The following is a 26,567-nucleotide window of genomic DNA, read 5'->3' as shown; positions in this document are numbered from 1 at the left end:
AAGTTCCTGATCGAAGATGCGCCAGAGCCGCATTCCCTTGTTTTCTGCTTCGAAGCTTAAGCCGTCACTGCGCTTTACGTGTTCGGTGTTGTCCGCCGCGTCCTGCCAGAACCGCGCCTCCAACGATCAGGACTGCGGAAAGGCCCATGGCCAAGGTGGCTGGCGCCTGTCCGGTGAGGACGAGCAGGAGCGTCGATACGAGCGGGGCTAGGTAGGACATCGGCGCCAGAAGCGAGATGTCGCCGTGCTTCGTCGCATGGTCCCAAGCGAGAAAGGCAAGACCGGTTGGGCCTATGCCAAGGAACAGAATCGCCAACCACTGCTGCCCGCCCGGCATGACGGTCGTTTCCGTCATCAGGTGCACCGTCGTTCCGGCAAGCATGACTGCACCGCAGATGCCGATCAACATGTCGCTCGGTATATCTGCGAACCGTCGGTTAGCCACCGAATAGCCCGCCCAGATTCCCGCACAGCCGAGAGCGGCGAGATAGCCCAACTGGCTCGTAGCTGTTGCGGCGGTGTCCTGCCGTCCGACGAAGAGGACCGCCACACCAAGAAAACCCAAGGCCGCGCCGCTCAGATGATGCAGCCTCAGTCGCTGGCCTCCAGGCATCCATGCTGCAAACAGCACAATCAACAACGGCCAGAGATAGGCAATCAGACTCGCCCGGGCTGCGGGCACCGTTGCCAACGCGAAGAAGTAAAGAGCGTGGTAGAGGAAGATCGCGACGAAGGCGGTCGCCCAGGGCGCGATCGGTTGCCGCAACCGAGCCAACGCCTCTCGTCCTCGCAGTCCGAGCACGCCCATGCCGCTGGCGAAGGCGACACCGAACGATAGGGCCAACAGCTCGAACGGTGGAATCCCGTTCGCCGCTACGGTCGCCAAGGCAAGCCCAGCCCAGAACCCGATCGCGACCAGCCCGATCGCCGTCGCTCCATGCTTTGTCCAGACACTCATTCACCGAACCCTCTTCAAGCTAGGGATCAGCAGCATGTCCGGTCGGATGGCATCTAGGATCACTCTCCCGAAGTTTGTGCCGATTCTCCCGCGCTGTTGCGAAGAAGGCAGCGGAGCATGGCAGGTGTGACGTCGCGCTCGCGTCGCATGACCCTACCGAGCGCGCTCTGGTCGGCGTGGCCGCTCCGAACGGCGACCTCGGCGATAGACAGGCTTGGGTCGGCGAGCAGTCGCTCTGCCGCATCGAGCCTAAGGGCTATCAGATAGGCGTGCGGCGTCGTTCCGAGTTGCTGAACGAAGGCATCGTGCAAGCGGCTTGGACTGGTGCCGGCGGCGCGCGCGACGTCGCGGACTCTGATGGATTGGGCCAATCGATCCCGCATGAACGCAACGGCACGGTCGACCATCTGCTGGGCTGGGCCGGGCACGACGACGCGCTGCTGCGCGAGGCGCGCAAGGAGCAGTTCCGACCACGCGGTTCGAAGCCGCTGCGTCGTGTCGCCAAGATTTTGAAATGCCGCGTAGTCAACCAACCCGCGGATGTCCGGACCGATCACAAAGAAGGCCGGCAGCGTCTCCATGCCAAACGAGTCGCTTGTCCACGTCGTCGATATATCGAGGACGATACAGGCACTGCCGTTCCGGCCCGCGAAGCTGTGGTCACATCCAGCGGCGATGAACGAGCCGACGCTGCCGGTTATCAATCCCGCTTGGCCGTTTAGCTCCATGTCGAGCCGCCCCTTATACGGCAAGACGATCTGATGAAAAGCGTGGCTATGCTTAATCACCTCGCTCTCATAGCGCCTAAGTTCAAGGGAGATGGTGACCGACATCACCCTTTATACCATGCGCTTGCGCATCGTTGCCATAGGCAACGTGCCGTGAAGCAAAGCTCTAACTCGGAGAAACGATGACTTCTTCCAGCCTCTTTTGTTCGGAACTGGACCGTCCCCTTTCCACCCTTTCCAGACGATCCGGTAAGGCCGCCCTTTGTCTGAAAGCTGATATTCAACTGGCGGATAGCAGGACAACGCCTCCGATGAGGACTGCGCATCCCATGAGACGCCAAGGACCGACAGTCTCGCGCAGGATCAACATTCCCATGAGCGCACCCACCATCATCGACATCTCGCGCATTGGCGCGACGAGGCTGAGCGGAGCGCCCGTCGTGAGAGCAGCGAGAACGAGAATGTAGGAGAGTGGAGACAGGAGGCCGACGCCGATCGCGATCCACCAGAAGCCGCGCATCCGCTCAAGGGCGCGGTTCGGGTTCGCTAGGACCAGCGGCAGGAGCATAAAGAAGCGCAAGAGGTTGGAGAACCAGTCGAGGACGACGGGAGCGATCCCAAGCGCCTTGACCGCGTAGGCGTCGACCACCGTATAGGAAGCGATGAGGCCCCCGGTCGCTGTCCCCCATCGCACGCCAGCCTGACCGCCCGGTCGCTGAAATGCAGCGAAATTGCCCTGTGTAGCGATCAGGCCGATTCCAGCGACAACGAGGACCAGACCCGCGAGGCCGAGACCTGTAGGCATTTCGCCAAGGATCAGGATCGCCCCGATCATTGACAGCATCGGTCCGGTGCCTCGCGCGACCGGATAGATCACAGACAGATCCGCCACCTGATAGCCGCGCTGAAGGCACAGGCTGTAAGCGAGATGGATGATGCCGCTGAGAAGGACGAAGCCGACGCCTTCCGCGGTCCAGACGATCATGCCCTGCGCGAGCAGGTAAAGGACCCACGGCGCATATGCGACGCAGGCGACGAGATTATAGGCGAAGACGAAGATCGGGCCGACCGATGCGGCCCGTTTGGCGAGCAGGTTCCAGCTCGCGTGGATGAAGGATGCAAGGATAACGAGAAGCAGAGAGGCAAGCGTCACTGAGACCCCCTTGAGCGCACCATGCGCCGGTTGATCTCGACGTCTCCTCCCCTGGGTTTTTGCCCCTTGGGTGCAGCCGCAGAACACCCGCGGTCTCTGCAACGCTCGGTCCAGCGACGGCGGAGCCGTCCGGAACCCTAGTTGCCACTCGGTCGATGCAAGGACGTTAACTCGACGACGCGACCGCGATCAAGTTTGTCCGCTTTGCCTCGATCGACGCCGGAAACCTGCCTGTCCGGTTGCCACCCTTTGCGGATCTAAACCGGACCGTCGCCTATCCACCCGTCGAGCTAATCGGCACCTAGCAAGCGGACATCCGAGAGCGGTTCATCCGCTATCGACCTGAGCCAGCCATCAGTGACAGAGACGCGAACGTCTGAAAGCGGACGATCCGCAGACCGCCCCGTCGCCTTCGTTGCAGTCTGTCTTGAGCTGTCTCAGAAAGCGGACGTCGCCGTAGAGCTCAAGTGAAAAGTCGTACGGGACCTTACGTTCGCTGGATTCGACGAACGCGCAGCCTCGCTTCCGTGCTTAATTGAGGGCTACTGAAGATAGCGTTCTGCCAGACGTGCCCACAGGGCCGCTCCGACGGGCAGCGAGGCGTCGGCGAAATCGTACTTTGCGTTGTGCAGCATCGCCGATTTCAAACCGTTACCAAGGCGAAGAAAGGAACCCGGCTTCTTTTCGAGGAAGTAGGCGAAATCCTCGCTTCCTGGAATGAGCGCACAGGTCGAGACCGCTTCGACGCCCACCAGTTCCTCGGCGACCTCGCGGGCGAACGCCGTCTCGGCCTCCGAGTTCACGACCACCGGGTAGCCGTGCTGATAGTCGATCTCGACGCTCGCGCCATAGCCCGCGACGTGGGAAGTCGCGAGTTGCCGGATCCGGGCTTCGAGAAGGGCGCGAATGGCGGGATCGAAGGAGCGGACGCTTAACAGCATGCGCGCGCTGTCGGGAATGACGTTGCTCGCCTCGCCGGCATGGATGGCACCGACCGTCACCACGGCGGTCTGCGTTGGGTCGATGCTGCGCGACACCACGGTCTGGAGCGCCATCACGAGCGAGCAGGCCACCATCACGGGATCGATCGCCAGATGCGGTCGCGAAGCGTGTCCGCCCTTGCCATGGACGGTGATCGCCACGGTATCGCCCGCTGCCATGATCGGGCCGGAGCGCAGGAGGATGTGGCCTTCGGGCGCGCCGGGATGGTTGTGCAGACCAAAGATCGCGTCGCAGGGGAAGCGCTCGAACAATCCGTCGGCGATCATCGCCTGTGCGCCGCTCGGCGCGCCGCCTTCCTCGGCCGGCTGGAACACGAGGTTGAGCGTTCCCGAGAAGCGCCGGGTGCGAGCGAGATGTTCGGCGGCCCCAAGGAGCATCGTGGTGTGCCCGTCATGGCCACAGGCATGCATCTTTCCCGGGGACAGGCTCGCATAGGAGAGACCGGTCGCCTCCGTGATCGGCAGCGCGTCCATGTCGGCCCGGATCGCGACGCTTCGGCCTCCCGATCCGTTGACGAGCCGTGCGACGACGCCGTGCCCCCCGACACCCCGCGTCACCTCGTAACCCCAGCCCTCGAGCTTGTCGGCCACGAAGGCCGCGGTCTGCGCCTCTTCCTGCGACAGCTCGGGATGGGCGTGCAGGTGACGACGCGTCGCCGTCAGAGTCTCGCGGGCGGCCTCGAAATCCTCAAGGCGTGCGTAGTCGCTGGTTCGGGACATGGCTGGCTTTCAGAAGTTGCGCGCCCGGCAGCCGGCCGGGCCGCGTCGATCAGATGAAGCGGCTTAGGAAGGCGCGCGTGCGGGGATGATGCGGGTTGCCGAGAACGTCGTCGGGGCGCCCCTCCTCGACGATATGGCCCCCGTCCATGAACACGACCCGGTCGGCGGCCTCGCGGGCAAAGCCGATCTCGTGAGTCACCACGATCATCGTCATCCCCTGCCCCGCCAGATCCTTCATCGTGGCGAGAACCTCGCCGACGAGTTCGGGGTCCAGCGCGGACGTCGGTTCGTCGAACAGCATCAGGCGTGGCCGGATCGCCAGCGCCCGCGCGATGGCGACGCGCTGCTGCTGACCGCCGGAGAGCTGGGCGGGATAGCTGTCGGCCTTCGCCGACAGGCCCACCCGTTCCAAGAGCTGCCGGGCATGCTCCAGAGCGACGGACCGCTTCTCGCCATGGACGCCGATCGGCGCCTCGACGATGTTCTCGATCGCCGTCATGTGCGGGTACAAATTGAACTGCTGGAACACCATGCCGATCTTGCGGCGCTGGATCGTGGTGGCGCGTTCGGACAGCTTGTCGAGCCGCCCGTTGCGAAAGGCGTAGCCGATCTGCTCGCCGTCGACCTCGATCGATCCCCGGTCAATGGCTTCCAGATGGTTGATGCAGCGCAGGAAGGTCGACTTGCCCGATCCGGAGGGGCCAAGGATGACGACCGTCTCGCCGGGCGCGATGTCGAGGTCGATGCCGCGCAGCACTTCGAGCCGGTCGAAGGCCTTGTGAACATTGCGGGTCCGCACCACCGGCTCGTGGGACGTCTGCAGCAGCGCGCTCATCGGCCGGCCTCCGCGGTGGCGAATGTGGGATCGACCGAGGCCACCGCAGTGGGTGCAGCGGCGGCAGGAGCCGAGCGCCGTACGCCACGAGCGTAGTAGCGCTCAATGTAGCCTTGGCCGACATTGAGGATCGAGGTGATGAAAAGGTACCAGATCACCGCGACCATCAGCATCGGCACAATCTCGAAGGTACGGTTGTAGATCGACTGCACGGAATACAGGAGATCGGCCATCGCGATCACGCTGACGAGCGAGGTCGCCTTGATCATGCTGATGAGCTGGTTGCCGGTGGGCGGCACGATGGAGCGCATGGCCTGGGGGATGATGATCCGGCGCAATGCCCGGCCCTTGGTCATGCCGAATGCTGCGGCTGTCTCGGCCTGCCCCTTGTCCACCGACAGGAGGCCGCCGCGGATGATCTCGGCCATGTAGGCCGCCTCGTTCAGCGCCAGACCCACGATCGCGGCCGTGATCGGCGTGATCACATCGTTCGTGTCCCAGCTCGCGAAGGTCGGTCCGAACGGGATGCCGATCGAGATGGTCGGGAAGAGGGTCGACAGATTGTACCAGAAGATGAGCTGGACGAGCAGCGGCGTGCCGCGGAAGAACCAGATGAAGAGCCCGGCGAGGCCCGAGGCGAGCCGATCGCCCGACATGCGCATCACGGCCAGCACCAGTCCGAGCGCCACGCCGAGCGACATGGCGACGACGGTCAGCCACAGCGTGACGCTGAGGCCCTGCATCACCGTCGGATCGAAGAACCACTGCGCGACCACGGGCCAGCCGAAGTTCTCGTTGCGCGCGACGACCCAGAGCGCGTTGATGCCGATCGCGACGACGACGCCCCACAGCACGACACGGTTCAGGGGAAACGGGCGATGCGCACGGGCGACGTCCCGTTCGGCATCGCTTGGCGGCTTGGCTGGGGAGACGCTCATTTGGGCAGGTCTCCTCCGAGGTTGATCCCGGGCTCGCGGATCATGTTGTTCTGGAGGCCCCACTTCGTCATGATCGCCTTGTAGGTCCCGTCGGCCATCAGCGCCTTGATGCCGTCGAGCAGCACGGGCCCCAGCGGCGATCCTTTCGGCACCACGGCGCCCTGGTAGATGTCCTCGAACCCGTTGGCAGCGCCGACGCCAGCCAGTTCCAACTGGCCGTTCGCCTGTTCCACGAAGTAGGTCAGCGGCGCCTGCGACGAGAAGAAGGCATCCGAACGCTTCGAGCGGACCGCAAGGATCGAGGAGGGCTGGTCCGTGAAGGACTGCACCTCGACCGCGGGCTTGCCGCCCTCTTCGCAGATCCGGCTCTGCGCCTGGATCACGCGTTCCGCCGAGCCGCCCGCCATGACCGCGATACGCTGTCCGCAGGCGGTGTCGAGCGAGACGATGCCCTTGGGATTGCCCTTCTGCACCCCGAAGACGACGTATTCCTGAACCCAATCGACGAAGTCGTTGGCGCCCTGGCGGGTCTTGTAGTCGCCGACCGGACCGAAGGCGAACTGGTAGCGGCCGGAGTTGACGCCGGCGAGGAGCGCCGGAAGTCCGCCCACCGTCGCGTGCTCAATCTCGATGCCGAGCAGCGCGCCCAGCGCGTCGGTCAGATCGGCGCTGGCGCCGGTCATCTCGGTTCCGGTGACGATCTCGTAAGGCGGGAAGGAGCCGTTGTTGACGGAGATCATACGGCCTGCCTGCCGGATCTCTTCCGGGAGGCGCGCCCGTAGCTCCTCGTTGACCGCCGGCTTGGGAATGGCGGTGCCTTCGGCGACGGCGTGTCCGGTCCAGAGGACGGACAACAGGGCGGCCGAAGCGGCGAGCTTGCATGTCATGCGTGAAATTCCTTCTGGCGGGACGGGTATGGCGCTGAGGGCCGCGAGCCGTCGGGTGTGATGGACGTCGGGCAGCGGTTACGCCGCCTGGATGCCGTGCGCGGCGGGGCGATCGCCGAGCGGAAACAGCTCGGACGGCGACAGAAGCCGGGGCAGGATGCCCTGAGCATGAAGCTCGGCGGCGAAATCGGCGATCATCGTCTCGTTGGCGGCAAGCCCGCTGCGGTTCCAGTCCGCCGGAAGGTCGCGCGATACGCGGCCAAGCTCATCGATGATCCAGGGCGTCGTGTCCGCGTACTTCCGGCGCTTGGCAAGCCAGACGCGCTGGGACTCGTCGACCAGATCGCTGAGCTCCTCCGCGATCCAGGGATGCTCGGCCAGAACCTCGGCCTTGACGCCGAGGAGATGCATGCCGGGGACGTATCCGACATCCTTGAAATAGCGCCGTTCCGCCTCCCGGAAATCGGTCACCACCTGCCGAAAGCCGGAGTCGCGAGAGAAAAAGCCGTCGGGCATGAAGGGGGTGAACACGGCGTCGAGTTCGCCTTCGGCTAGGAGCTCCATCATCGGCCGCTCGCCCGGCGCCGCTTCGATGCGGCCGGGACGACCGAAGCCGTCGAGCCGGTCCACCACGGGATGGGCCTCGGTCAGGCGCCCGGCGAACCACCGCGCGTCCTCAACGCCCACCCCCTCGCGGCGCAACGCCGCTCTCGTCCATGTGTTGCCGGAGTCGCGCCAGCCCGTGACGCCGATCCGCCGTCCAGCGAGATCCGCCAACGAATGCAGCGGACTGTCCGCGGTCGTGATGACGCAGCGGTGGCGGAAGCCGCGCATCACGAAGTTCGGCAATCCGACGACGCTGTCGTCGCCCTCGAAACGCAGCTGCGCATAGCGGCTGAACGAGATCTCGGCCGCGTCGTAGTCCGGCGCGCGTCCGAGATGCGAGACCAGCGTTCCCACGCGCTCGACATGCAGGTCGAGGCGGCTGGAGCGCACGTCTCCGAGGGCGAGAGGCGTCAGGTAGTCCCAGTCTCGGACGGCCAGACGAAGGGTAACGGGCATGTTCGGCTCGCTCCGAATTGATCTTGCTTCGGACGCTAAATGTTCAGATAACGGCGTTCAAACCGAATTTAGTACCTGAACATTAATACAAGGCGGATTGATGAGCGACTTGGCATCTGCCTCTTGGTTTGCCGAAAAGATCGGCAACCGAACGACCAAAGGTATCGCGCAGGAGACCCGGTCGCTCATTCGCGTCGGCACGCTGCCAATTGGAACGAAGCTTCCCCCAATCCGCGAACTCGCTTTCGTCCTCGGCGTCAGTCCCGCCACAATCTCCGAAGCGTGGAGCGATCTGCGCCGCCAGAAGGTCATCACCGGCCGCGGTCGCAACGGGACCTTCGTCAGCGGCAACAGCTTCGTCGCCAAGCCGGAGCGCCTCGCGAGCGTCGGCCATTACGGCCGCGACGTTCTCGATCTTTCCCTGGCCAGCCCTGACGTCGCCCTTCTCCCGCCGCTCGGACCGGCGCTCGAGCACGGAGCCCGGGCACAGAATCTCAACAGTTACGAGCGCAGCCGTATCCTTCCCGAACTCGAGGATGCCGTTCGCCGGACCTGGCCCTACGATCCCGGCGCCTTCCTCGTCACGAACGGTGGCTACAACGCGGTCTACACGCTGTTGCATGCGCTGGTGCGGCCGGGGTCGAGCGTCGCGATCGAGGATCCGACCGCCATGCGCCTGCTCGACATCCTCGAGGATCTGGGCGTCGACATCCTGCCGGTTGACTGCGACGCGGAAGGACCAGTTCCGGCCTCGCTAGCGAAGGCCATGGCTCACAAGCCCGCCGCCTTTCTGTTCCAACCCAGCCTCCACTCGGTCACCGGACGGACGGTTGGCGACACAAGGCTTTCGGCGTTGGCTGACGTGCTGGAAGGAAGCGCCGCGTTGATCATCGAGGACGACGGCCTCGGCGACGTTTCGAGTTCCGCTCCGCGGACGCTCGGAACGCGGTTTCCCGATCGGGTGATCCACATCCACTCCTATTCCAAGACGCTGGGTCCCGATCTCCGGCTAGCTGTCCTGTCGAGCTCGGCCTCGATCGTTGAGCAGATCCAGTCCTATCGCTCCTTCAGCTCGGGCTGGACGAGCCGGCTGCTTCAGGGCGCCGTTGCGTGGCTTCTGCGGGATCAGGAGACCGCACCGCTCATCCGTCGGGCGCGGGCGATCTACGGCGAGCGACGCGAAGCGCTGGTCGGCGGTCTTAAGCGGAACGGGTTCCAGATCGAGCCCGGCAGCGGCCTGTGCGCCTGGGTCCCCGTCGCGTCCGAAGCCTTCGCCCTCGTGACCATGGCCGCCCACGGGATTGCCGTGCACCCGGGTTCGAAGTTCTCGGTCGGACCGATGCCGTACGTTCGTGTCTCGACGGCATGTCTCACGGATCGGCACGCCGACGTAATCGAGGCGCTGACAGCTGCGGCTCGACCATGACGCGGCATAACCACGAGCAGGGCCAAGACCGCTGATCGTCGAAGGAGACCGAACGGGAGGCCCGCCCTCTTGTTCGCGATCCAACCCGTTCGCTCGAGGCCTTTCCCGTCGCGGCCGAGAGCCGCTTCGCCGCCGTGTCTGGTCGGTCAGTCCTGGGCCGTCGGACGCACCACGATGCTGCCGATCTCGACGTCGTCCGGTTGATCGATCGCGAAGGCGATCGCACGCGCGATCGCGTCCGGCGAGATGGCGAGCTGCCGCTTCCGCCTGCCGACCTCCTCCCGGACGCCGGCGTCCGTGATCGACGCGTCGACGAACGTGGTGTCGATGAAGCCGGGAGAGACCTCGGTCACCCGCAGACCGGGCACGCACTCCTGGCGCAGCGCCTCGGTCGCCGTGCGTAGGGCGTTCTTGGTCGCAGCATAGACGCCCATAGTGGGGACGATCTTGAGACCAGCGGTGGATACGACGTTCACCAGATGTCCGTTTCGCTGCGCGACGAACAAGGGCAATGCCGCCGCGACGCCGTAGAGCGCGCCCTTCAGGTTCACGTCGATCATCGCGTCCCAGTCCGCGACGCGCAGCGCATCGAAACGCGAGATGGGGCCGATCCCGGCATTGTTGACGATCACATCCAGGCGGCCGAACCGATCCTGGGCGAGCGCGACGAGAGCTTCGAGTTCCGCGCGGCGAGCGACGTCGACGGTCCGATAGACGGCGTTCCCGCCGGCATCCTCGATCTCGCCGGCGACAGCGGCGATCTCGGCCTCGCTGCGGGCCCCGAGAACCAAGTGGGCTCCGCGCGCAGCGAGATGCAGCGCCGTGGCGCGACCGATACCGCGTCCCGCTCCGGTAAGGGCGATGATCTTGTTTTCGATGGTCATGCAGGGGTTCCTAGATTGTCAGGGTTGCAGACTAGGCCCACGTGGCAGGCGTCTCTATGTTCAATTGACTAAATTCTTGTCGCGATCCGCCGAACCGATGCTCGATCCCTTCTCCGATATCGTCTCGCTTCTGGGCACACGAAGCGTCCGGGGCACGAGCCTCGAAGCCTCCGGCGACTGGGCGCTGTCCTTCGACGGTCGGGCGCGACTGAAGTTCGTCGCGGTGACGAGGGGACGATGCTGGCTCGTCCTCCCGGACAGCGCGCCGGAACCGATGGTCGAAGGCGACGTCATCCTCCTCAGCGACACGCGGTATTCGGTGGCGAGCGATCCCCACATCGAGCCGATCGACGGCATGGAGCTCTACGCGGCTCCCGGTCACGATGCCGTTCGTCTCGGCGATGGCCGCGACACGGCCATGGTGGGAGGCGGCAGCGCCTTCGCGAGCGGCTGCGCCCCCTTCGTTCTCGACGCCCTGCCCCGGTTTCTCCGCATCGACCCGACGGCGCCGGCCGCCGCGGCCATCGCAAGGACCCTGACGTCGCTTCAGGCCGAGATCCGGACCGCAGATGTCGGCAGCTCGCTCGTCGCGGAGCGGCTGGCGGAAATCCTCGTCGTCGAGGCCGTTCGCGCCTTTGTCGCGGCAGGTGCCGGAAATGCCGTCGGCTGGATCTCGGCGCTCTCCGACCCACGCCTGGCCAAGGCGATCGGCCTCATGCATGGCGATGTCTCCCGCCGCTGGACGGCACCGATGCTGGCGCGCGAGATCGGCATGTCCCGCTCCGCCTTCACCCAGCGCTTCACGCAGCGCGTCGGTCGACCGCCGATGGACTACCTCACGCTCTGGCGGATGGTCCTCGCCCGGCGCAAGCTGTCATCGGGGTCGAGCGTCGCCACCGTTGCGGCAGCCGTCGGTTACGAGTCCCAGAGCGCCTTCACGCAGGCCTACAAGCGAACCATGGGACGCACGCCGCGCGAGGCCGACTGAGGAGCGGGTGCGATCGGCGACGCCGGCGCGCGCCCCTCGTCCCGGGCCGCACCCTTTCCCGCCGTCGATGCGGTCGATCCGAAAACTCTGTGATGCCGCGCGAACGCCTACCGTCGGCCGCCGCGTTCGCGCACGGTTCCCGGATCAACGGAGGCCGACCATGAACCACCCGATCCGATCCGCCACGCTCGACGCGCTCGCCGAACGCATTCCGGCAGACATGCCGGTTTCCATGCTCAACCTGCTCCGCTTTCGGCCCGGCGGCCGGATACCCTATTTCGAAGACTATGTCGGCGCCTTCCGCGCGATCCTTTCGGACATGCGCATCGAGGGGATCCGCCCGATCTGGATGGGAGATGTCGCGGGGTTCGTGGCGGCGCCCGAGGCCGAGGCCTGGGACGCAGTGCTGATCGTGCGCTATCCGTCGCTCGCGGCCTTCCGCGCCATCGTGGAGAGCGACCGCTATCGCGACGAGGCGCTCCCGCACCGCCTGTCGGCGGTCGAGGAGTGGCGGCTGATCGCGCAGACCGAAATGCCGCGGACCGACTGAGGAGCACGTGCGTCAGTCGATCCGCATCGGAGGCGGATGGCGTCGGAGGAAGGCGATCAGGCTGTCCACCCGCGCAGGCGTCAACCGCGTCTCCCGCCGCAGGATCGAGACAGACATGTCGTCGTCACGCCAGGGTCGAAGGAGTTCCACCATGCGCCCCTCGCGCAACGCTTCGGCCGCGAGGAACAAGGGGGCACGCGCGATCCCGAGCCCGTCGAGCGCGGCTCGCCAGCCTGTCTCGCCGTCGTCGAAGACCGCGGTCGGATCGGGCACCGTACGAACGCGGGCCGCCCTCTCGGGGTCGCGAAAGGTCCAGGCTCTCACCAGGCCATCCTCGCTCGCACGAAAGCCGATGAGGTCGTGTTCCGCAAGGCCCGCCGGTTCGCGTAGCATGGCGCGGCCTTCCAGATAGGTCGGCGCTGCGCAGACCACCCAGGGACAGGTGAACCAAAGGGTCTGGACGTGACCCGGCACGCTGGCGAGCGGCCCAGTGCGGATGGCCAGGTCGACACCGTGCTCGGCAAGGTCGAGCAGTTCGTTGCTCGCGCGCAGGTCGAAGCGGATGTCCGGGTGCAGGCCGCGCAGCGTCGGCAGCAACGGAATCAGACAGTGGCGCATGAAGGCGACGGGAGCGGTCAGGCGCACCGTGCCGCCGGTCCGCCCTCCCGAATGCTCAAGCACCAGCTAGACCTCGGCGAGCGCACGCTCGGCCGTACGCGCAGGCTCGATCAAGGCCAGCCCCTCGTCGGTCGGGGACACCGCATGGGTGGATCGGTGCAGGAGCTTGACGCCGTGAGCGGCTTCGAGGCGCGCCATGGTTTTGGACACCACGGACGCGGAAAGCCCCAGCCGCCGACCCGCCTCGGCGAAGCTTCCCGCCTCGACGATCGCCAGGAAGCACCGCAACTGGAGAAGCGAGGGATCGGCTGGAGGTCGGTGCATCTCTCGATCGATTTCAGCGCGTTGGGGTCCGGCCTCGGGCATCAACCGCCGGCTCGTGACTTGCAGCGTTCCTGCCATGGCGGGCAGCTGCCCGTTCATCAGCGGGAACAACGGACGCGCCGCAGTCGGCATGCCCTCCCGTTCCGCATCATGCCGGCAGCATGGCAGTCGCCCGCAATCCGGGGCTGCGGGCCGTCAGCACGATGTCGCCGCCATGCTGACGTGCGATCGCCCGTGCGATCGCAAGCCCGAGTCCTGCGCCGCCCGTGTCGCGCGAGCGCGAATCCTCCAGCCGGACGAAGGGAGTGAAGACGTCCTCGATCCGATCGATCGGAATGCCGGGCCCGTCGTCCTCAACAAGGATCTCGACGCCCGACGCTGTCGCGACGAGGCGCACCTCGGCATGCCCGGCGTAGCGCACCGCGTTCTCCACGATGTTGCGAACCATCCGCTTCAGGTTCTCGGGGCGGCAGCGATAGGCCACGCGCCCGTCATGCGAGAAATGGACGGACTGGCCGAGTTCGGCGAGGTCCTCGCACACGCTCTCGACCAGCGCCGAGAGGTCGATCGTCCGGGTCGCCTCGTTGGTCGTATCCTGGCGGGCGAGCGAGAGCGTGGCTTCCGTCATCTCCTCGAGTTCTCCGATGCTCGACAGCATCCGGTCCTTCAACTCGGCATCCTCGATGAACTCGGTACGAAGGCGCAGCGTCGTGATTGGCGTGCGCAAGTCGTGGCCGATCGCCGCCAGCATGCGGGTCCTGTCCTCGACGAAACGGTGCAGGCGCTCCTGCATGCGGTTGAAGGCTTCGGCGGTCCGTCGCACGTCGTCCGTTCCGCAGGCTTTCAGCGGCGGGACCGCCTCGCCGCGCCCCAAGGTGTCGGCGGCCTTGGTGAGCTGGCGCAGGGGACCTGCGACGCCATGCAGGATGACCATGGCAACCATCGAAACGAGGATGGCCGTCAGCGCCAGGGCGAGCGGAAGGTGGGTCTTCCAGATGGAGGGCAAGAACTCCTTGTAGAAGGCCGCGTTCAGGGCCTTGCCACCACCGAGTGGAACGATGACTCCCGCCCCGTTGCGCTCGGCATAGTCGAGATACACGGCCCGGGGCGGTAGATCGGTCTGCTGAGGGGATGCCTTGGTCCAGACGGCATCGATCGTCGCGAGCTCCGCATCCCACCCGGCCGGTCGAGACACCACCGCGTCGGCGCCTTCGGATTGGGCGCCGTTCAGGAGCACGCGCAACGGGATCTGGAACCGCTCGGCCGCCTCGTGCACCCAGCTCTGAAGATCGGGGATGGGCTCGCGCGAGATCCAGAAGCGGGTGTACTCGGTCCCGTTGACCCTGGCGATGCTGGCCTGAACCGGGTCGGGGGAGGACTCGATCAGCCGAGCGACCGCGGCGGCGCGACTGGCGAGTTCGGTGCGCGCCGCCGCCTGCATGTCGGCCTGGAACTTGTCCCACGAGATCCAGATCCCGATCGACTGCGATGCGAACAGCGCGATCAGCATCGAGCCGAGAAGCTGGACGCTCAGGCTCCTGCGCCACCAGTGGAGGGCGCGGTTCATGGCGCGGAGACCTCCGGCATGAAGCTGTAGCCGCCACCGCGGTGGGTCTGGATGATCACCGGGTTCTTCGGGTCGGACTCCACCTTGCGGCGGAGGCGGCTGATCTGGTTGTCGATCGCGCGGTCGAACGGGTCGGCCTCGCGGCCGACCGTCAGATCGAGGAGTTGCTCGCGGCTGAGGACGACGCCCGGGCGCTCGATCAGGACCTTGAGCAGGCGGAACTCCGCCGTCGAGAGGGGAACCCCGATCCCGTCTTCGCCCTGCAGTTCGCGCCGGGCCAGATTGAGGATCCAGCGGTCGAACCGCATCGTCCCGGCGCTGCGGGCGGCCGGTTGCGGCGGCAGCTCCCTCACACGGCGAAGGACCGCCTTGATGCGCGCCAGAAGCTCGCGCGGAGAGAATGGCTTCACGAGGTAGTCGTCCGCCCCGAGTTCCAGTCCGACGATGCGGTCGGTCTCGTCGCGGCGCGCGGTCAAGAAGATGATGGGGATGCCGACACCGGTGCGCGACCCGCCCCTCAGCTCGCGGCAGACGGACAGGCCGTCCTCTCCCGGCATCATGATGTCGAGCACGATGAGATCGATGGCACCGCGATTGAGCAGGCGGCGAAGGGAAGGGCCGCTTTCCGCGAGACTGACGCGATAGCCCTGCTGCTGCAGGTATTTGCCGACGAGGTCGCGGATTTCCCGGTGGTCGTCGACGACCGCTATGTGTGGAACGGACTCCATGGACTGCCCCGACTGCTGATTTCCGAGGCCATGCATACTGGAGGTTATGCAGGAAGGCCCGAAGAAAACTGTCGCGTTCTGTGTCAAGCCGGACGGTGGCAGCGGGCTTTGCGACGCCCAAGCGATACAATCCGCGACAATCGCGGACGTTGCCGACACAGCCAGACGACAAGCGACGGTTAACTTGCCTCTCGAAGCGACGAGGCAACTCGCCGCCACCTTCGCAGGATCGCCAATTCTTTGGCTCCTGCCGCAGGTCAAGCAAAGCGATCCGAAGCCGCAGCCCGAGAGGCTTCGAGCTTCCCATCACGTATCGACACGGAGACGAACGCGCCATGACACGCTCGAAAAAACCACGGAACGCCCCCTTCGCGATCGATGACCTGCCGATCAGCGCGGCATTGCTTCTCCTATTTCCGCTGGCCCGGAAGGGCCGGTCCGCAATGCAAGTGGCCGAGGCATCTGCCCCGAGCAAGAACAACAGCCAACCGGCTTCAACTGTTGAGTTGAGGATGCGAGCGTTGCCGGCCCAGCTTCTGCCCTACCGGATCACGTTCCCCATGCATCCGCTCCCGCTGCCCGACCAACTCCGCAGATAGCTAAAATAGGCTTCTCGTCAGTAGCTCGGATTTCCGCGGCGGCTCCCCCCGGCCTTCGCTTGGGTTCAACGCCCCCCCATGGGGGCCGGGATCTCATGCCACCACCGGAGCCAGGATCCGGTTCGCACTTGGCCGAGCCGCGGTACCCGCTCTTTTGCATCCCGATCCCGAACCCGTCAAAGCGTCTACCCGACTGGTCCGCCGCAGGCGACCGCCGGAGGGATCTGCATTCGACGGTCCCAATGCCTCGAGCAACGCCGGCCGTGCAGCCGGCACGCGGAGGTGATGTTCATACACATTGGAGATCCCATGCCCTCGATCACCGTCAACGGCACGCTCCGAAACGTCACCGCCTCGGCGGAGAAACCCCTTCTGTGGGTGCTGCATGAGGATCTCGATCTTCCCGGCGCCAAATATGGTTGCGGGGCGTCGCAATGCGGGGCCTGCCGCGTCCTGATCGATGGCGAGTCGACGCCCTCCTGCGCGATCACGCTGGGCGAGGTCGGGGCAGCGTCCGTGGTCACGGTCGAGGGGCTGTCCCGCCCCGATGGCCCCCTTTCGCCCGTGCAACAGGCTTGGATCGACGAGCAGGTACCGCAGTGCGGCTTCTGCCAGCCCGGCTTCCTGATCGCCGTCACCGCGCTTCTGGACCGCGTGCCGAACCCGACCGACGCCGAGATCGACGAGGCCATCACCAACATCTGCCGATGCGGAACCTACCCGCGCATCCGGCGCGCCATCCATCGCGCCGCCGCGGCGCGGGCGCAGGCGTGAGGACCCCCGAGATGCCAAACCTTCTGTCCCGCCGCAGCTTCCTTCTGACCGGCGCTGCCGTCGGCGGCACCGCTCTTGTCGCCGCCGTCGGCGGCATCGGCTACCTTTCCACCGTCGATGTCGGCGGGCTGACGGGACGGGCGGATGGTGAGCATGCCGTCCTCAACGCCTTCCTGGTGATCCACGACGACGGCCGGATCGTGGTGCAGGTGCCGCGTGCCGAGATGGGCCAGGGCATCCACACGGGACTGGCCATGCTGGTGGCGGAGGAACTCGACGTTCCCCTGGACAACAGGGTGAGCGTGGTCTTCCCGACCGAACCGCACCCGGCCTACTCGACCTGGACGAACGTCCTTCAGGTGCGCCCCGAGGAGGCGAGCGGTCCGGTGGTCTGGATGGCGCGACGCGTGCTCGGGCGGCTCGGCTTCATCAACACCGGCGCCTCGGGCTCGACCATGGCGATGTGGCACCCGATGCGCGTCGCCGGCGCCTCGGCGCGGCACATGCTGATGCAGGCGGGCGCGACCCGTCTGGCGGTTCCGATCGGCGAACTGACGACCGGCGACGGCTTCGTGCGCCAGGCCTCTTCCGGTCGCAGCCTGTCCTATGGCGAGCTCGCGCGTGACGCCGCCGTGCTGACGCCGCCCGACGACATCATGCTCAAGCCTTCCGACCAGTGGCGGGTGATCGGTCGATCGCAGCCCCGCGTCGACCTGCCGGCCAAGGTTCGCGGCGAGCCCGTCTTCGGGATGGACGTGAGGCTGCCCGGGATGCTCTTCGCCGCGATCCGGCACGCGCGCCGGTCTTCGGTGCCGAAGTCGAGCGCATCCGTAACGAGGCGGCCGTCCGGGACCAAGTCGGCGTGATCGACTTGGCGATCCTGAACGGCCGACACGTCGCCATCGTCGCCGACTCCTGGTGGCGCGCAGAACAAGCCGCCTGGCAACTCGATGTCAAATGGATGCGAACCGAGGCCGACGCGGCGTCAAGCGCCGCGCTGTCGACGCGCCTTCTCGACGCGCTGGTGGCGGACGATCCCTACGAGCACCTCGTCGAGGGCGACGTGGATGCCGCCCTCGACGACCCCGCCGCCTCCATCGTCGAGGCGGCATACCAGGTCCCGTTCGTGGCGCATGCCTGCATGGAGCCGCTCAACGCCACGGTTCTCCTTCGCGACGACGGAACGGCGGAGGCTTGGGTCCCGTCCCAGGGATCGATCAACATCCGCGTCGGCGTCGGGACGGGCATGGGCTGGGCCGGTGTCGAACCGAGCGCCATCACCTGCAACGTCACCATGAACGGCGGGGCGTTCGGACGCCGCAGCGATCAGGACGTCGTGACCGAGGCGGCGTATCTTGCGGCTCGCCATCCCGGGCGGCCCGTGAAGCTGATCTGGTCGCGCGAGGAGGACGTCGCAAGGGGTCTTTTCCGCAGCCACGCGGCGGCCAGGCTGCGCGCAGCGCTCGATGCCGACGGGTTGCCGGTTGCCTACGACGCGCGCGTCGCCGCCCAATCGGTGATCCAGTCGGTCGCCGCCCGGAACCTGCCCCTGAACCCCGGTGCCGACGGCGACCGCCTGACGACCGAAGGGTTGGAGAAGGCTCATTACGCCATCCCCGCGCGCCGGGTGCGCAGCCGAAACGTCGCGAGCCACATGCCGATCGGGCTTTGGCGCTCGAACGGCTACGCCTTCAACACCTTCTTCAGCGAGTGCTTCGTCGACGAATGCGCCGCGGCGGCCGGCGCTGATCCGCTCGGCTACCGCCGCATGCTCCTGCGCGACCGGCCCCGGCACCTCGCCGTTCTCGAGCGGGCCGCCACGCTTGCTGGCTGGGGCACCCCGATGGCTCCCAGGCGCGGTCGGGGCATCGCGATCGAGGACTGCTACCAAAGCGTCGTGGCGCAGGTCGCCGAGGTCACGGTGGCACCGGACGGCGAGGTGCGGATCGACCATGTCTACTGCGCGGTCGACGTCGGAACGGTGATCAACCCCGACGCCGTGGTCGCGCAGATGGAGGGCGGCATCGTGTTCGGCGCCACGACCGCCCTGATGAGCGCGATCACCGTCGAGGATGGGGCGGTGGTGGAGTCGAACTTCCACGACTTTCCGGTCCAGCGTATCGCGAACGCGCCCCGGGTGACGGTCGCGATCATCGACAGCCCGCTTGCGCCCGGCGGGGCGGGCGAACCCGGTGTGGTTCCCGTCGCCGCGGCGATCGGAAACGCCATCTTCGCGGCGACGGGCCGCCGCCTGCGCACGCTGCCGTTTGCCCGAACAGACACGGTTGGCGTGCGGCGAACCCGCTCCGTCCTATCCGGCACCGCCCCGGCGACCTGACCGCCCGATGCGTCCTCGTCCACCGGAAGCGGTCCGCCGCGGTCGGCCGTCGACCCCTTGCGCCTCCTCAAACAGTCTCAACTCAAGGAAAAACCCGATGACCGAACATTGGACCGCCCGAAACATGCCCTCCCAGCGCGGCGCCACCGCCGTCGTAACCGGCACCGGGGGGCTCGGCTTCGAAACGGCACTGGCGCTCGCGCGGGCCGGCGCGGACGTGATCGTCGCAGGCCGCAATCCCACGAAGGGGGCGGATGCCGTCACGCGCATCTTGCGGATCGCACCCGACGCGCGCGTGAGCTTCGAGCCTGTGGATCTCGGCGACCTTGCCTCCGTCGCGCGATTCGTACGTCGCCTCTCCGACAGTCGCGGCAGTCTCGACATCCTGATCAACAACGCCGGCGTCATGACGCCGCCACACCGGCAGACCACGAGCGACGGCTTCGAGCTTCAGTTCGGGACGAACTATCTCGGACACTTCGCCCTGACGGCACACCTCCTGCCGCTGCTGCGAAGAGGAAACGATCCTCGCGTCGTATCCGTGTCGAGCGTCGGCGCGCGCGGCGGTCGCATCGACTTCTCCGACCTTCAGGCCGAGCGCGGCTACAAGCCGATGCCCGTCTACGCGCAGTCGAAGCTCGCCTGCCTGATGTTCGCCTTCGAGCTCCAGCGTCGCAGCGACGACGCCGGATGGGGCATCACGAGCATCGCCGCCCATCCCGGCGTGTCGCGCACCGACCTCCTGCACAACGCGCCCGGTCGTTTCAGTCCGCAGGGACTCGTGCGCTCGCTGCTGCCCTTCCTGTTCCAGCCGGCCGAGCAGGGGGCCTTGCCGATCCTCTTCGCCGCCACCGCGATCGAAGCCCGCAAGGGTGGATACTACGGACCGCACCGGCTGTCCGAAACGCGCGGATACCCAAGCGAGGCCAAGCCACCCGAGGCGGCGCTCGCCGCGCATGTGGCGCGGCGGCTCTGGGACGTTTCCGAAGACCTCGCGGGGCTGCATTTCGGGGGGGCGGATGTCGCAACCTTCGTTGGTTTCCACACGGCCCCACAGCACGGGGGCTGAGGATGGACCCGATCGCAAACCTCATGGCCTGGGTCACGCTCTACGGAGCGTTCGGTCTCTTCGCGGTCGGCCTCGCCGAGCGCTTCGTTCCGATCCTGCCGTCCTACGGCATGCTGCTGGCCGTCGGCGTTGCTTCCGAGGAAGGCGCCTGGACGGTACCGATCGCCCTCGCCGCGACGACATTGGGCAGCGCCCTCGGCTGCGCCGCGTGCTTCTACGCCGTGAGAGTCGTCGGCGAGGCGCGGTCCCGCCGCTTCCTGGAGCGAGCGGGACGGTTCATCGGGATGCCCGGCGAGCGCGTCGAGCGTCGTATCGCCGACTACCGCCGGAACAGGACGGCGCTGGCCTTCTCGTTCCAGCTCCTGCCCACCGTCCGTCTGCTGGCCCCGACGTTCGCCGGTCTCCTTCCCGGCCGCCCGCTCGGGTTCCTTGCGGCATCGGCCGCGGGCATCGCGGTCTGGAACGCCCTGTTTATCGGCGCCGGATACCTCGCGTCCCACTCCGTCAAGGACGCGAACACGACGCTCCTGGCGCTTTCGGCTCTCGGCTGTCTCCTGGCGGCGCAGGCCGTGTTGTTCCTGCATGCTCGAAAGACCCTTGGACGGCGCAGACCGTACGGTGCCTCATGGTGAACCCCGCAAACGGACGGTCCGATGCCGCACCCACCGACCCCTTCCTTGCGGAACCCAGCGGCGAGCGCTCAACACAGGCTCACCCATTTTTGGATGCGGTCGGCTTCTTCCGGGCATGGATCCGGGATCCGCTGCGGGTAGCCGCGATCACACCCTCGGGCAAGGCTTTGGCTCGCCTCATCACGGCGGGGATCAACGAACGGACGGGTGCCGTGATCGAACTGGGGCCGGGCACGGGTGCCTTCACGCGAGCGCTCCTCGCACGCGGCGTCAGACCGGAGGACCTCGTGCTGGTGGAGGCGGGAGCGGACTTCGCCGAAGCGCTGCGCCTTCGCTTCCCGGGCGCCCGCACGCTCTGCATGGACGCCGCGCGCCTGCGAACGCACGCGCCGTTCGGCGAGCGCCCCGTCGGCGCGGTGGTCAGCGGCCTGCCCGTTCTCTCCATGCCGCCTCGCCAGGTGCTCTCGATCCTGAAGGGATCGTTCGGTCGCATGGCACCGGGCGGGGCGTTCCACCAGTTCACCTACGGACCGTGCTGCCCGGTCCGCCCGGAGATCCTCGAGCGTCTCGGCCTCAGGGCCCAGCGCACCGGCCGGACGCTCGCCAACGTCCCGCCCGCCGCGGTCTACCGGATCATGAGAAAGGATGCGCCGGCATCCATCCTCGAGGGCCGGCACGCGCTCGAGACAGCGCCGCTACCGGGGCGCCCGCAATGACCTGGTCGCAGGGCTACGTCACCGACGTGGATTATACGTTCGGTTACTACCCCGAACTCAACCCCGCCATGCTGGACCTCGCCTGCTTGTGTCACGGGGTGGCGCCGCCGTTGGGCGACAAGCCGCGATACCTCGAACTGGGATTCGGCCAAGGCGTCTCGATTAACCTTCACGCCGCAGGGTCTGACGGCTCGTACTGGGGGACCGACTTCAACTCGGCGCACGTGGCAGGCGCAAGGACGCTCGCACGCGTGTCCGGCGCCGATATCCGCCTCCTGGAAGACTCGTTCGAGGAGTTCGCCACCCGGACCGACCTTCCCGACTTCGACGCGATCGTGCTCCACGGCGTCTGGAGCTGGATCACGGATGCCGGCCGAGCAAGCGTGAAGGACATCGTCCGGCAAAGGCTACGCCCCGGCGGCATCGTCTACGTCAGCTACAACTGCCTGCCGGGCTGGGCGCCGATCGCCCCGATCCGGGAGATGATGGCGATCTGCCGGGACCGGAGCCGATCGGGCGCGAACGGGACGATCCTGGAAGCGAGGGCGCTGTTGAACGAACTCGTCCGTGCCGGGGCCGACTGCTTCCGCGACAACCCCCTCGCGCTGCATCACCTGGAAACGCTGAGGCGGCAGGATCCCGCCTATCTCGCGCACGAGTACCTGAATGCGGACTGGCGCCTGGAGAACGTCTCGGCCCTCGTCCGCGACCTCCGGGACGCCAAGCTCACATTCCTCGGTCCGGCCCGCCTTCTGGACGCGGTTGATGCCATCCAGCTCGGGGTCGATGGTCGTAAGCTGATCGCACGCTTCGACGACGCCGTCATGCGCGAGACGTTGCGCGACCATTTGGTGAACCGGCGCTTTCGCGCCGACATCTTCGCCAAGGGCCCTCGCAGGCTCACCGGTCCCGAGCTGCGCGAAGCCTGGCACGAACTTGCCTTCGTGCTCATGGTCCCTGCCATCGACGTCCCCAAGCGCATACCTTGCGCCAGGGGTGAGGCCGAGCTGGATGCGCAGCGTTACGACCCGCTGATAGAAGCGCTGGCGGGGGGCGGCTACCGCGCCAAGACCATCGACGAACTCTTGGCGACGCCCGGGCTAAGCGACCGACGGTCCGAGGACGTGGCGGAGGCCCTGACGATCCTTGCGGGCGCCGGTCTCGTCTCTCCGGCCCGGCCCCTATCCGTCGAGAAGGAGGCGAGATGCTCGGCCTTGAACGCCTACATCCTGGGCCGGGCGCGCGTCAGCATGGACCTACAGCATCTGGCCTCGCCCGCGACCGGGGGCGGCGTGAGAGCAACCCATGTCGGCCAGCTCTTCGCGCTCGCCCACGGCGAGGGCGAAGACAGAGCCGAGGCCCTGGCGCAATACGTCTGGCGCTTTCTCGAAAGCGTCGGCGAGCGGCTGACCAAGGACGGCAACCGCCTCGAAGCCAAGGACGACAACCTTCGGGCCCTGATGCCGTCGGCCGAACGGTTCCTCAAATTCGACCAGCCGCACCTGAGGGGCTTGCGGGTCATCTGAAGACGGCGCGGCGGGGCCGATCACCTCCCGGCAGCCTCTCCGCACCTCATCGGATATCCCTCGCGCCGGTCCGCCCTCCGATCCCGGCGTGCCGGCACCTCCAGCCAACCAACAATCCTTGCCAACGACTTCAGGAGTTCGACCATGACAGACACGACCCGACGCACCCTTCTCGCGCTCGCAGTCGCGGCCACACCCACTTTGCTGGCCGGCGCGGCAGGGGCGCAGAGCGCCCCGTCCGGTTCCGCCCCTCTTCCGGGCGCCGGACGAGCCGCCATCATCACGGGATCGTCGCGTGGCATCGGCGCGGCCACTGCGCGTCGCCTGGCTCGCGACGGCTACGGCGTGACGGTGAACTTCCTGACCAACCGCGATCTGGCGGCACAGGTGGTTCGGGACATCGAGGCCGCCGGGGGGCGCGCCATCCACCATCAGGCGGACGTGGCCGACCCGGCCGCGGTCAGCGCCCTGTTCGATGTCAATGCCGAGGCGTTCGGAGGCGTGGATGTCGTCGTCAGCAACGCCGGCATCATGAATACCGATCCCTTCGCCACGATGAGCGAAGCGGCGTTCGACCGGATGATGGCGACCAACGTGAAGGGCACGTTCAACGTGCTGCGCGAGGCCGCGCGTCGGGTGAGAGACGGCGGCCGCATCGTTACCCTCGGCTCGACCATCGTTCTTCAATGTCCCGCCGCTTGCGGCCCCTACGCCGCAAGCAAGTCGGCCCAGGAGATGTTCGCCTCGGCGCTCGCGAAGGAACTGGCGGGGCGCCGCATCTCGGTGAACGCCGTCGCCCCGGGGGCGGTCGATACGGATCTTCTGCGAGGCAAGGGATCGCCGGAACAGCTTCAGGCCGCTGCAGCGATGACGCCCTACGGCCGCCTGGGCCTGCCCGAGGACATTGCCGAGGTGATCGCCTCCCTGTGCTCCAGCTCCGGCGAGTGGATCAACGGGCAGGTCGTCTTCGCCAACGGTGGCCTGCAATAGAGGCCCTGAAGGAGGGATGCTGCATAGGTCGATCGCACCCCCCATCTGCGACTCTCGTCGGCGTGGCCGCTCCTCAACGGGAGCGCTCACGCACGAAGTCGACGAACGCACGCATGGCGGCACTGCTGTGCCGACGGTTGGGATAGTAGAGGAACCAGCTCGGTAGGCGTGGGCTCCAATCGGCGAGGAGTTCGACAAGCCGACCGTCCGTCAGCGCATCTCGGGCGTAGTCCTCGAAGACGTGGGCGATACCCCGACCAGCGAGGGCGGCCTGAAGTTCTTGCTGCGCCGAACTCAACGTCAGTCGGCCCTGCGGCTCGATTTCGAGGGACTCGCCGTCTTTCTCGAAGGCCCAAGTCGAGAGCGTCCCGCCAGGGTAGCGGCGTCGGATGCAGTCGTGGAGGACGAGATCCGACGGCACAGCAGGGCGACCGCGCCGGTTCACGTAGTCCGGAGAGGTGACGATCGCGTAACGCAACGGCGGTCCAAGCGGCACTGCGATCATGTCTTGCGCCAGTTGCCGGCCGAACCGTACACCGGCGTCGAACCCCTGCGCCACGATGTCGACGATCGCCGCGTCGCTGACGAGTTCGATGCTGACCTCGCGATACTGGTCCATGAACGCGAAGGCGAGCGGACACAGAACATGGTCCACCGCCGGCCCAGGGGCGTTGATGCGGATCTGGCCCGAGGGCACGTCGCGTAGCTGCCCGAGCTCGACCAGCGCATGGCGGACGTCCGCCAGCGCGGGCTGGAGGCGCTGAAGGAGGCGTTCCCCGGCTTCCGTCGGCGCGATGCTGCGCGTAGTCCGGTTCAAGAGCCGAAGACCGAGCGACGCTTCGAGCGCATTCATAGTCTGGCTGATGACGGACGAGGAGACGCCGCGCTCCGTCGCCGCTGCGCGGAACCCTCCTGCGCGCACGATGGCGGCGAAGACTTCCAGATGGTCAAGGCGGACGGGAACCATTGCTCACCTCACGCGATCAGCTTGCTCGCATTTGGTCGGCTTATCGGACCGGAAGCGGTCCGTCACCCTGCGCTTTAACCGCGCCGACCGAAGCGGTCAGTGCAGCGCGATCATCTCGTAGACAGGAGCGACGAATGCTCACGATGAACAGACGCAGGATCATGCTGGGCGCAATGGTTGGCACCGCTGGCGCCCTGACCGGGGCAACCCTCATGCCGGCCGCGCTCGCGCAGGAACTGAGGCCACCGGCCGGAAACGCAGGTCTCTACCGCTTCCGGATCGGAGAGATCACCGCCACCGTCGTCAGCGACGGCGTGATCGGTGGGCCGCCGAAGGTTTATGCCGGCGATGCCCAGGAGGAAGAACTCGAAGCCGTTCTTCGGCAGGCCTTCCTGCCGACCGACTTCCTGACGCTGAACCTCAACACGCTTCTTTTGGAAACGAGTCGTCGTCGCATCCTTCTCGAGGCCGGCGCCGGTACGACGATGGGGCCGAATGGTGGCAGGCTGTTCGACAACCTGCACGCCGCCGGCGTCTCGGCCGCAGACATCGATCTCGTCGTCGTCTCGCACACCCATCCGGACCACGTCGGCAACCTGCGCACCGCGTCGGGCGAGCGGGCCTTCCCGAACGCCACGGTTATGGTGCCGCGCGCGGACTGGGCCTTCTTCGTCGAGAGCGAGCCGGACCTGTCCTACATGCCGGTCCCGACGGAGTTCCGGCGGCGCTTTGCTGCCAACATCAAGCGCAGCGTCGAGCCGGTGGCGCGCCACGTCGAGTTCTACGAGGCGGGAACGGAAGTCGTGCCGGGACTGTCCACGATCGAGGCAACCGGTCACACGCCGGGCATGGCGGCTTTCCTCGTCCAGTCCGGGAACGATGAGCTCCTCCTGACGGCCGACCTCGCCTACCACCCCGTAGTCAACATCGACCGGCCCTGGCGGCCGGGTCCCGACCGCGACGGCGAGACCGCGGCCGCCGCGCGCCGCCGCATCTTCGACCGGGCAGCCTCCGATCGCATGCTGGTCCTCGGCTTCCACTACCCCTTCCCCGGTCTCGGCCGGATCCTGCGGACGGACTCGGGCTACGCCTGGGTCCCCTCCGGCTGGCAGTTCTAAAAATGGGAGCGACGCGCGATGACGAAGGATGCGATGCGAATGGACAGGAGACGCTTCCTCGGCGCCGCCGCGGGAGCCGCGGCCGCGGGCGCCACGCTGGCGGGTGCGGGGCAGGCCGGGGCGCAGGCACCGGCACCGGCGCCGGCAACCTCCGAACCCGTGATCACACGGCGGATCGGGCGAACGGGTCGTGAGCTCACCGCCTTGGGGCTTGGCACGTTCCTGACCTTCGATCTCCTGCCGGGAGACCCGCGCGACCGCCTGCGCGACGTGGTAGCGCGCCTCGTCGCGGGCGGTGGCGGCGTCGTCGACACCTCGCCGCTCTACGGCTCGGCCGAAACCACGGTCGGCGCGATCCTGTCGGAAATGCCCGATGCCTCGAACGTCTTCCTCGCCAACAAGATTTGGGCGACCGGCGACTATCTCGGTGATACCGGACACGCGAGTGAAAGTCTTGAGCGCTCGCGGTTG

The 26,567-nt window shown here is 66.8% G+C and carries 27 protein-coding genes; 13 read left to right on the top strand and 14 right to left on the bottom strand.

The window, feature by feature from the left end; translation table 11 throughout:
* Positions 1–64: 64 nt before the first annotated feature.
* The 8 genes from QZ753_RS07900 to QZ753_RS07865 all read right to left on the bottom strand — a co-directional run bounded on the left by QZ753_RS07900 (position 65) and on the right by QZ753_RS07865 (position 8,282).
* Positions 65–958, bottom strand: coding sequence for a DMT family transporter (locus QZ753_RS07900; RefSeq protein WP_294642561.1), 894 nt, complete (start codon positions 956–958; stop codon positions 65–67).
* A 59-nt stretch (positions 959–1,017) separates the two neighbouring features.
* Complete coding sequence (locus tag QZ753_RS07895; RefSeq protein ID WP_294642558.1) at positions 1,018–1,791, bottom strand: AraC family transcriptional regulator; 774 nt, start codon at positions 1,789–1,791, stop codon at positions 1,018–1,020.
* A 175-nt stretch (positions 1,792–1,966) separates the two neighbouring features.
* Positions 1,967–2,941, bottom strand: a complete 975-nt coding sequence (locus QZ753_RS07890) for a DMT family transporter (protein ID WP_294642556.1) — start codon at positions 2,939–2,941, stop codon at positions 1,967–1,969.
* A gap of 440 nt (positions 2,942–3,381) precedes the next feature.
* Positions 3,382–4,560 (bottom strand): M20 aminoacylase family protein, encoded by a 1,179-nt coding sequence (locus QZ753_RS07885; protein WP_294642554.1) that lies wholly within the window; start codon positions 4,558–4,560, stop codon positions 3,382–3,384.
* A 49-nt stretch (positions 4,561–4,609) separates the two neighbouring features.
* Positions 4,610–5,395 (bottom strand): amino acid ABC transporter ATP-binding protein, encoded by a 786-nt coding sequence (locus tag QZ753_RS07880; protein ID WP_294642552.1) that lies wholly within the window; start codon positions 5,393–5,395, stop codon positions 4,610–4,612.
* Entirely contained in the window at positions 5,392–6,333 is a 942-nt protein-coding gene (locus tag QZ753_RS07875; protein WP_294642549.1) for an amino acid ABC transporter permease, read from the bottom strand. Before QZ753_RS07875 ends, QZ753_RS07880 begins: the two co-directional genes overlap by 4 nt.
* Positions 6,330–7,220 carry an ABC transporter substrate-binding protein gene (locus tag QZ753_RS07870; RefSeq protein ID WP_294642548.1) on the bottom strand — a complete coding sequence of 297 codons (891 nt, stop codon included), beginning with the start codon at positions 7,218–7,220 and terminating at the stop codon, positions 6,330–6,332. Before QZ753_RS07870 ends, QZ753_RS07875 begins: the two co-directional genes overlap by 4 nt.
* A 78-nt stretch (positions 7,221–7,298) precedes the next feature.
* Entirely contained in the window at positions 7,299–8,282 is a 984-nt protein-coding gene (locus QZ753_RS07865) for a nitrate ABC transporter substrate-binding protein (RefSeq protein ID WP_294642546.1), read from the bottom strand.
* Between the two features lie 100 nt (positions 8,283–8,382).
* Between QZ753_RS07865 and QZ753_RS07860 the strand changes: the two genes are divergently transcribed.
* Positions 8,383–9,708: a PLP-dependent aminotransferase family protein gene (locus QZ753_RS07860; protein WP_294642544.1), complete on the top strand. Its 1,326-nt coding sequence runs from the start codon at positions 8,383–8,385 to the stop codon at positions 9,706–9,708.
* A 146-nt stretch (positions 9,709–9,854) separates the two neighbouring features.
* Here the strand turns inward: QZ753_RS07860 and QZ753_RS07855 are convergent, their stop codons facing one another.
* On the bottom strand, positions 9,855–10,592 hold the full coding sequence (locus QZ753_RS07855; RefSeq protein ID WP_294642542.1) for an SDR family oxidoreductase: 738 nt from the start codon (positions 10,590–10,592) through the stop codon (positions 9,855–9,857).
* Between the two features lie 97 nt (positions 10,593–10,689).
* On the opposite strand from QZ753_RS07855, the gene QZ753_RS07850 reads away from it, so the two are divergent.
* Both QZ753_RS07850 and QZ753_RS07845 read left to right on the top strand, forming a co-directional pair.
* Positions 10,690–11,580 carry an AraC family transcriptional regulator gene (locus tag QZ753_RS07850; RefSeq protein ID WP_294642540.1) on the top strand — a complete coding sequence of 297 codons (891 nt, stop codon included), beginning with the start codon at positions 10,690–10,692 and terminating at the stop codon, positions 11,578–11,580.
* 160 nt (positions 11,581–11,740) lie between these two features.
* Positions 11,741–12,130, top strand: a complete 390-nt coding sequence (locus QZ753_RS07845; protein ID WP_294642538.1) for a hypothetical protein — start codon at positions 11,741–11,743, stop codon at positions 12,128–12,130.
* A gap of 12 nt (positions 12,131–12,142) precedes the next feature.
* Here the strand turns inward: QZ753_RS07845 and QZ753_RS07840 are convergent, their stop codons facing one another.
* The 4 genes from QZ753_RS07840 to QZ753_RS07825 are packed head-to-tail and all read right to left on the bottom strand — an operon-like array spanning position 12,143 to position 15,367.
* Positions 12,143–12,811: a substrate binding domain-containing protein gene (locus tag QZ753_RS07840; protein WP_294642536.1), complete on the bottom strand. Its 669-nt coding sequence runs from the start codon at positions 12,809–12,811 to the stop codon at positions 12,143–12,145.
* A 3-nt stretch (positions 12,812–12,814) separates the two neighbouring features.
* Positions 12,815–13,204: a LysR family transcriptional regulator gene (locus QZ753_RS07835; protein ID WP_294642534.1), complete on the bottom strand. Its 390-nt coding sequence runs from the start codon at positions 13,202–13,204 to the stop codon at positions 12,815–12,817.
* Positions 13,205–13,220: 16 nt separating this feature from the next.
* The gene (locus tag QZ753_RS07830; RefSeq protein ID WP_294642532.1) at positions 13,221–14,639 is read right to left on the bottom strand and encodes an ATP-binding protein; all 1,419 of its coding nucleotides are present in this window, start codon (positions 14,637–14,639) and stop codon (positions 13,221–13,223) included.
* Positions 14,636–15,367: a response regulator gene (locus QZ753_RS07825; RefSeq protein WP_294642530.1), complete on the bottom strand. Its 732-nt coding sequence runs from the start codon at positions 15,365–15,367 to the stop codon at positions 14,636–14,638. The genes QZ753_RS07830 and QZ753_RS07825 overlap by 4 nt, the downstream gene beginning before the upstream one ends.
* Before the next feature lie 908 nt (positions 15,368–16,275).
* Here QZ753_RS07825 and QZ753_RS07820 point away from each other — a divergent pair.
* The 8 genes from QZ753_RS07820 (at position 16,276) to QZ753_RS07785 (ending at position 24,011) form a co-directional block, all read left to right on the top strand.
* Positions 16,276–16,740: a (2Fe-2S)-binding protein gene (locus QZ753_RS07820; protein ID WP_294642528.1), complete on the top strand. Its 465-nt coding sequence runs from the start codon at positions 16,276–16,278 to the stop codon at positions 16,738–16,740.
* 11 nt (positions 16,741–16,751) lie between these two features.
* Positions 16,752–17,606: a molybdopterin cofactor-binding domain-containing protein gene (locus QZ753_RS07815; RefSeq protein WP_294642526.1), complete on the top strand. Its 855-nt coding sequence runs from the start codon at positions 16,752–16,754 to the stop codon at positions 17,604–17,606.
* Complete coding sequence (locus tag QZ753_RS07810; protein ID WP_294642524.1) at positions 17,603–19,078, top strand: molybdopterin cofactor-binding domain-containing protein; 1,476 nt, start codon at positions 17,603–17,605, stop codon at positions 19,076–19,078. Before QZ753_RS07815 ends, QZ753_RS07810 begins: the two co-directional genes overlap by 4 nt.
* 97 nt (positions 19,079–19,175) lie before the next feature.
* Positions 19,176–20,147 carry an SDR family oxidoreductase gene (locus tag QZ753_RS07805; RefSeq protein WP_294642522.1) on the top strand — a complete coding sequence of 324 codons (972 nt, stop codon included), beginning with the start codon at positions 19,176–19,178 and terminating at the stop codon, positions 20,145–20,147.
* Positions 20,148–20,149: 2 nt separating this feature from the next.
* Positions 20,150–20,779 (top strand): VTT domain-containing protein, encoded by a 630-nt coding sequence (locus tag QZ753_RS07800; protein ID WP_294642520.1) that lies wholly within the window; start codon positions 20,150–20,152, stop codon positions 20,777–20,779.
* Between the two features lie 212 nt (positions 20,780–20,991).
* On the top strand, positions 20,992–21,495 hold the full coding sequence (locus QZ753_RS07795; RefSeq protein ID WP_367171499.1) for a class I SAM-dependent methyltransferase: 504 nt from the start codon (positions 20,992–20,994) through the stop codon (positions 21,493–21,495).
* A complete protein-coding gene (locus QZ753_RS07790; RefSeq protein WP_294642518.1) occupies positions 21,492–23,021 on the top strand; it encodes a class I SAM-dependent methyltransferase in 1,530 nt (509 codons plus the stop codon). Before QZ753_RS07795 ends, QZ753_RS07790 begins: the two co-directional genes overlap by 4 nt.
* Positions 23,022–23,165: 144 nt before the next feature.
* Entirely contained in the window at positions 23,166–24,011 is an 846-nt protein-coding gene (locus tag QZ753_RS07785) for an SDR family oxidoreductase (protein WP_294642515.1), read from the top strand.
* Between the two features lie 73 nt (positions 24,012–24,084).
* On the opposite strand, the gene QZ753_RS07780 is transcribed toward QZ753_RS07785, so the two are convergent.
* Positions 24,085–24,978 carry a LysR family transcriptional regulator gene (locus QZ753_RS07780; protein ID WP_294642513.1) on the bottom strand — a complete coding sequence of 298 codons (894 nt, stop codon included), beginning with the start codon at positions 24,976–24,978 and terminating at the stop codon, positions 24,085–24,087.
* A gap of 173 nt (positions 24,979–25,151) precedes the next feature.
* On the opposite strand from QZ753_RS07780, the gene QZ753_RS07775 reads away from it, so the two are divergent.
* A complete protein-coding gene (locus QZ753_RS07775; RefSeq protein WP_294642588.1) occupies positions 25,152–26,096 on the top strand; it encodes an MBL fold metallo-hydrolase in 945 nt (314 codons plus the stop codon).
* A gap of 39 nt (positions 26,097–26,135) precedes the next feature.
* Positions 26,136–26,567, top strand: a 432-nt coding sequence (locus QZ753_RS07770) for an aldo/keto reductase (RefSeq protein WP_294642511.1), incomplete at its 3' end; no start/stop codon positions are given.

Source organism: uncultured Aureimonas sp., assembly GCF_913775355.1.
GTDB lineage: Bacteria > Pseudomonadota > Alphaproteobacteria > Rhizobiales > Rhizobiaceae > Aureimonas.
Note: the sequence above shows the minus strand (reverse complement) of the source record. Positions and strands in the feature narration are given on the sequence as shown.

Excerpts from the sequence above, each read along its gene's own strand:
- QZ753_RS07900 (WP_294642561.1), bottom strand. The coding sequence starts at position 958 with ATGAGTGTCTGGACAAAGCATGGAGCGACGGCGATCGGGCTGGTCGCG.
- QZ753_RS07895 (WP_294642558.1), bottom strand. The coding sequence starts at position 1,791 with ATGTCGGTCACCATCTCCCTTGAACTTAGGCGCTATGAGAGCGAGGTG.
- QZ753_RS07885 (WP_294642554.1), bottom strand. The coding sequence starts at position 4,560 with ATGTCCCGAACCAGCGACTACGCACGCCTTGAGGATTTCGAGGCCGCC.
- QZ753_RS07880 (WP_294642552.1), bottom strand. The coding sequence starts at position 5,395 with ATGAGCGCGCTGCTGCAGACGTCCCACGAGCCGGTGGTGCGGACCCGC.
- QZ753_RS07875 (WP_294642549.1), bottom strand. The coding sequence starts at position 6,333 with ATGAGCGTCTCCCCAGCCAAGCCGCCAAGCGATGCCGAACGGGACGTC.
- QZ753_RS07870 (WP_294642548.1), bottom strand. The coding sequence starts at position 7,220 with ATGACATGCAAGCTCGCCGCTTCGGCCGCCCTGTTGTCCGTCCTCTGG.
- QZ753_RS07865 (WP_294642546.1), bottom strand. The coding sequence starts at position 8,282 with ATGCCCGTTACCCTTCGTCTGGCCGTCCGAGACTGGGACTACCTGACG.
- QZ753_RS07860 (WP_294642544.1), top strand. The coding sequence starts at position 8,383 with ATGAGCGACTTGGCATCTGCCTCTTGGTTTGCCGAAAAGATCGGCAAC.
- QZ753_RS07855 (WP_294642542.1), bottom strand. The coding sequence starts at position 10,592 with ATGACCATCGAAAACAAGATCATCGCCCTTACCGGAGCGGGACGCGGT.
- QZ753_RS07850 (WP_294642540.1), top strand. The coding sequence starts at position 10,690 with ATGCTCGATCCCTTCTCCGATATCGTCTCGCTTCTGGGCACACGAAGC.
- QZ753_RS07845 (WP_294642538.1), top strand. The coding sequence starts at position 11,741 with ATGAACCACCCGATCCGATCCGCCACGCTCGACGCGCTCGCCGAACGC.
- QZ753_RS07835 (WP_294642534.1), bottom strand. The coding sequence starts at position 13,204 with ATGCCGACTGCGGCGCGTCCGTTGTTCCCGCTGATGAACGGGCAGCTG.
- QZ753_RS07830 (WP_294642532.1), bottom strand. The coding sequence starts at position 14,639 with ATGAACCGCGCCCTCCACTGGTGGCGCAGGAGCCTGAGCGTCCAGCTT.
- QZ753_RS07825 (WP_294642530.1), bottom strand. The coding sequence starts at position 15,367 with ATGGAGTCCGTTCCACACATAGCGGTCGTCGACGACCACCGGGAAATC.
- QZ753_RS07820 (WP_294642528.1), top strand. The coding sequence starts at position 16,276 with ATGCCCTCGATCACCGTCAACGGCACGCTCCGAAACGTCACCGCCTCG.
- QZ753_RS07815 (WP_294642526.1), top strand. The coding sequence starts at position 16,752 with ATGCCAAACCTTCTGTCCCGCCGCAGCTTCCTTCTGACCGGCGCTGCC.
- QZ753_RS07805 (WP_294642522.1), top strand. The coding sequence starts at position 19,176 with ATGACCGAACATTGGACCGCCCGAAACATGCCCTCCCAGCGCGGCGCC.
- QZ753_RS07800 (WP_294642520.1), top strand. The coding sequence starts at position 20,150 with ATGGACCCGATCGCAAACCTCATGGCCTGGGTCACGCTCTACGGAGCG.
- QZ753_RS07790 (WP_294642518.1), top strand. The coding sequence starts at position 21,492 with ATGACCTGGTCGCAGGGCTACGTCACCGACGTGGATTATACGTTCGGT.
- QZ753_RS07785 (WP_294642515.1), top strand. The coding sequence starts at position 23,166 with ATGACAGACACGACCCGACGCACCCTTCTCGCGCTCGCAGTCGCGGCC.
- QZ753_RS07780 (WP_294642513.1), bottom strand. The coding sequence starts at position 24,978 with ATGGTTCCCGTCCGCCTTGACCATCTGGAAGTCTTCGCCGCCATCGTG.
- QZ753_RS07775 (WP_294642588.1), top strand. The coding sequence starts at position 25,152 with ATGGTTGGCACCGCTGGCGCCCTGACCGGGGCAACCCTCATGCCGGCC.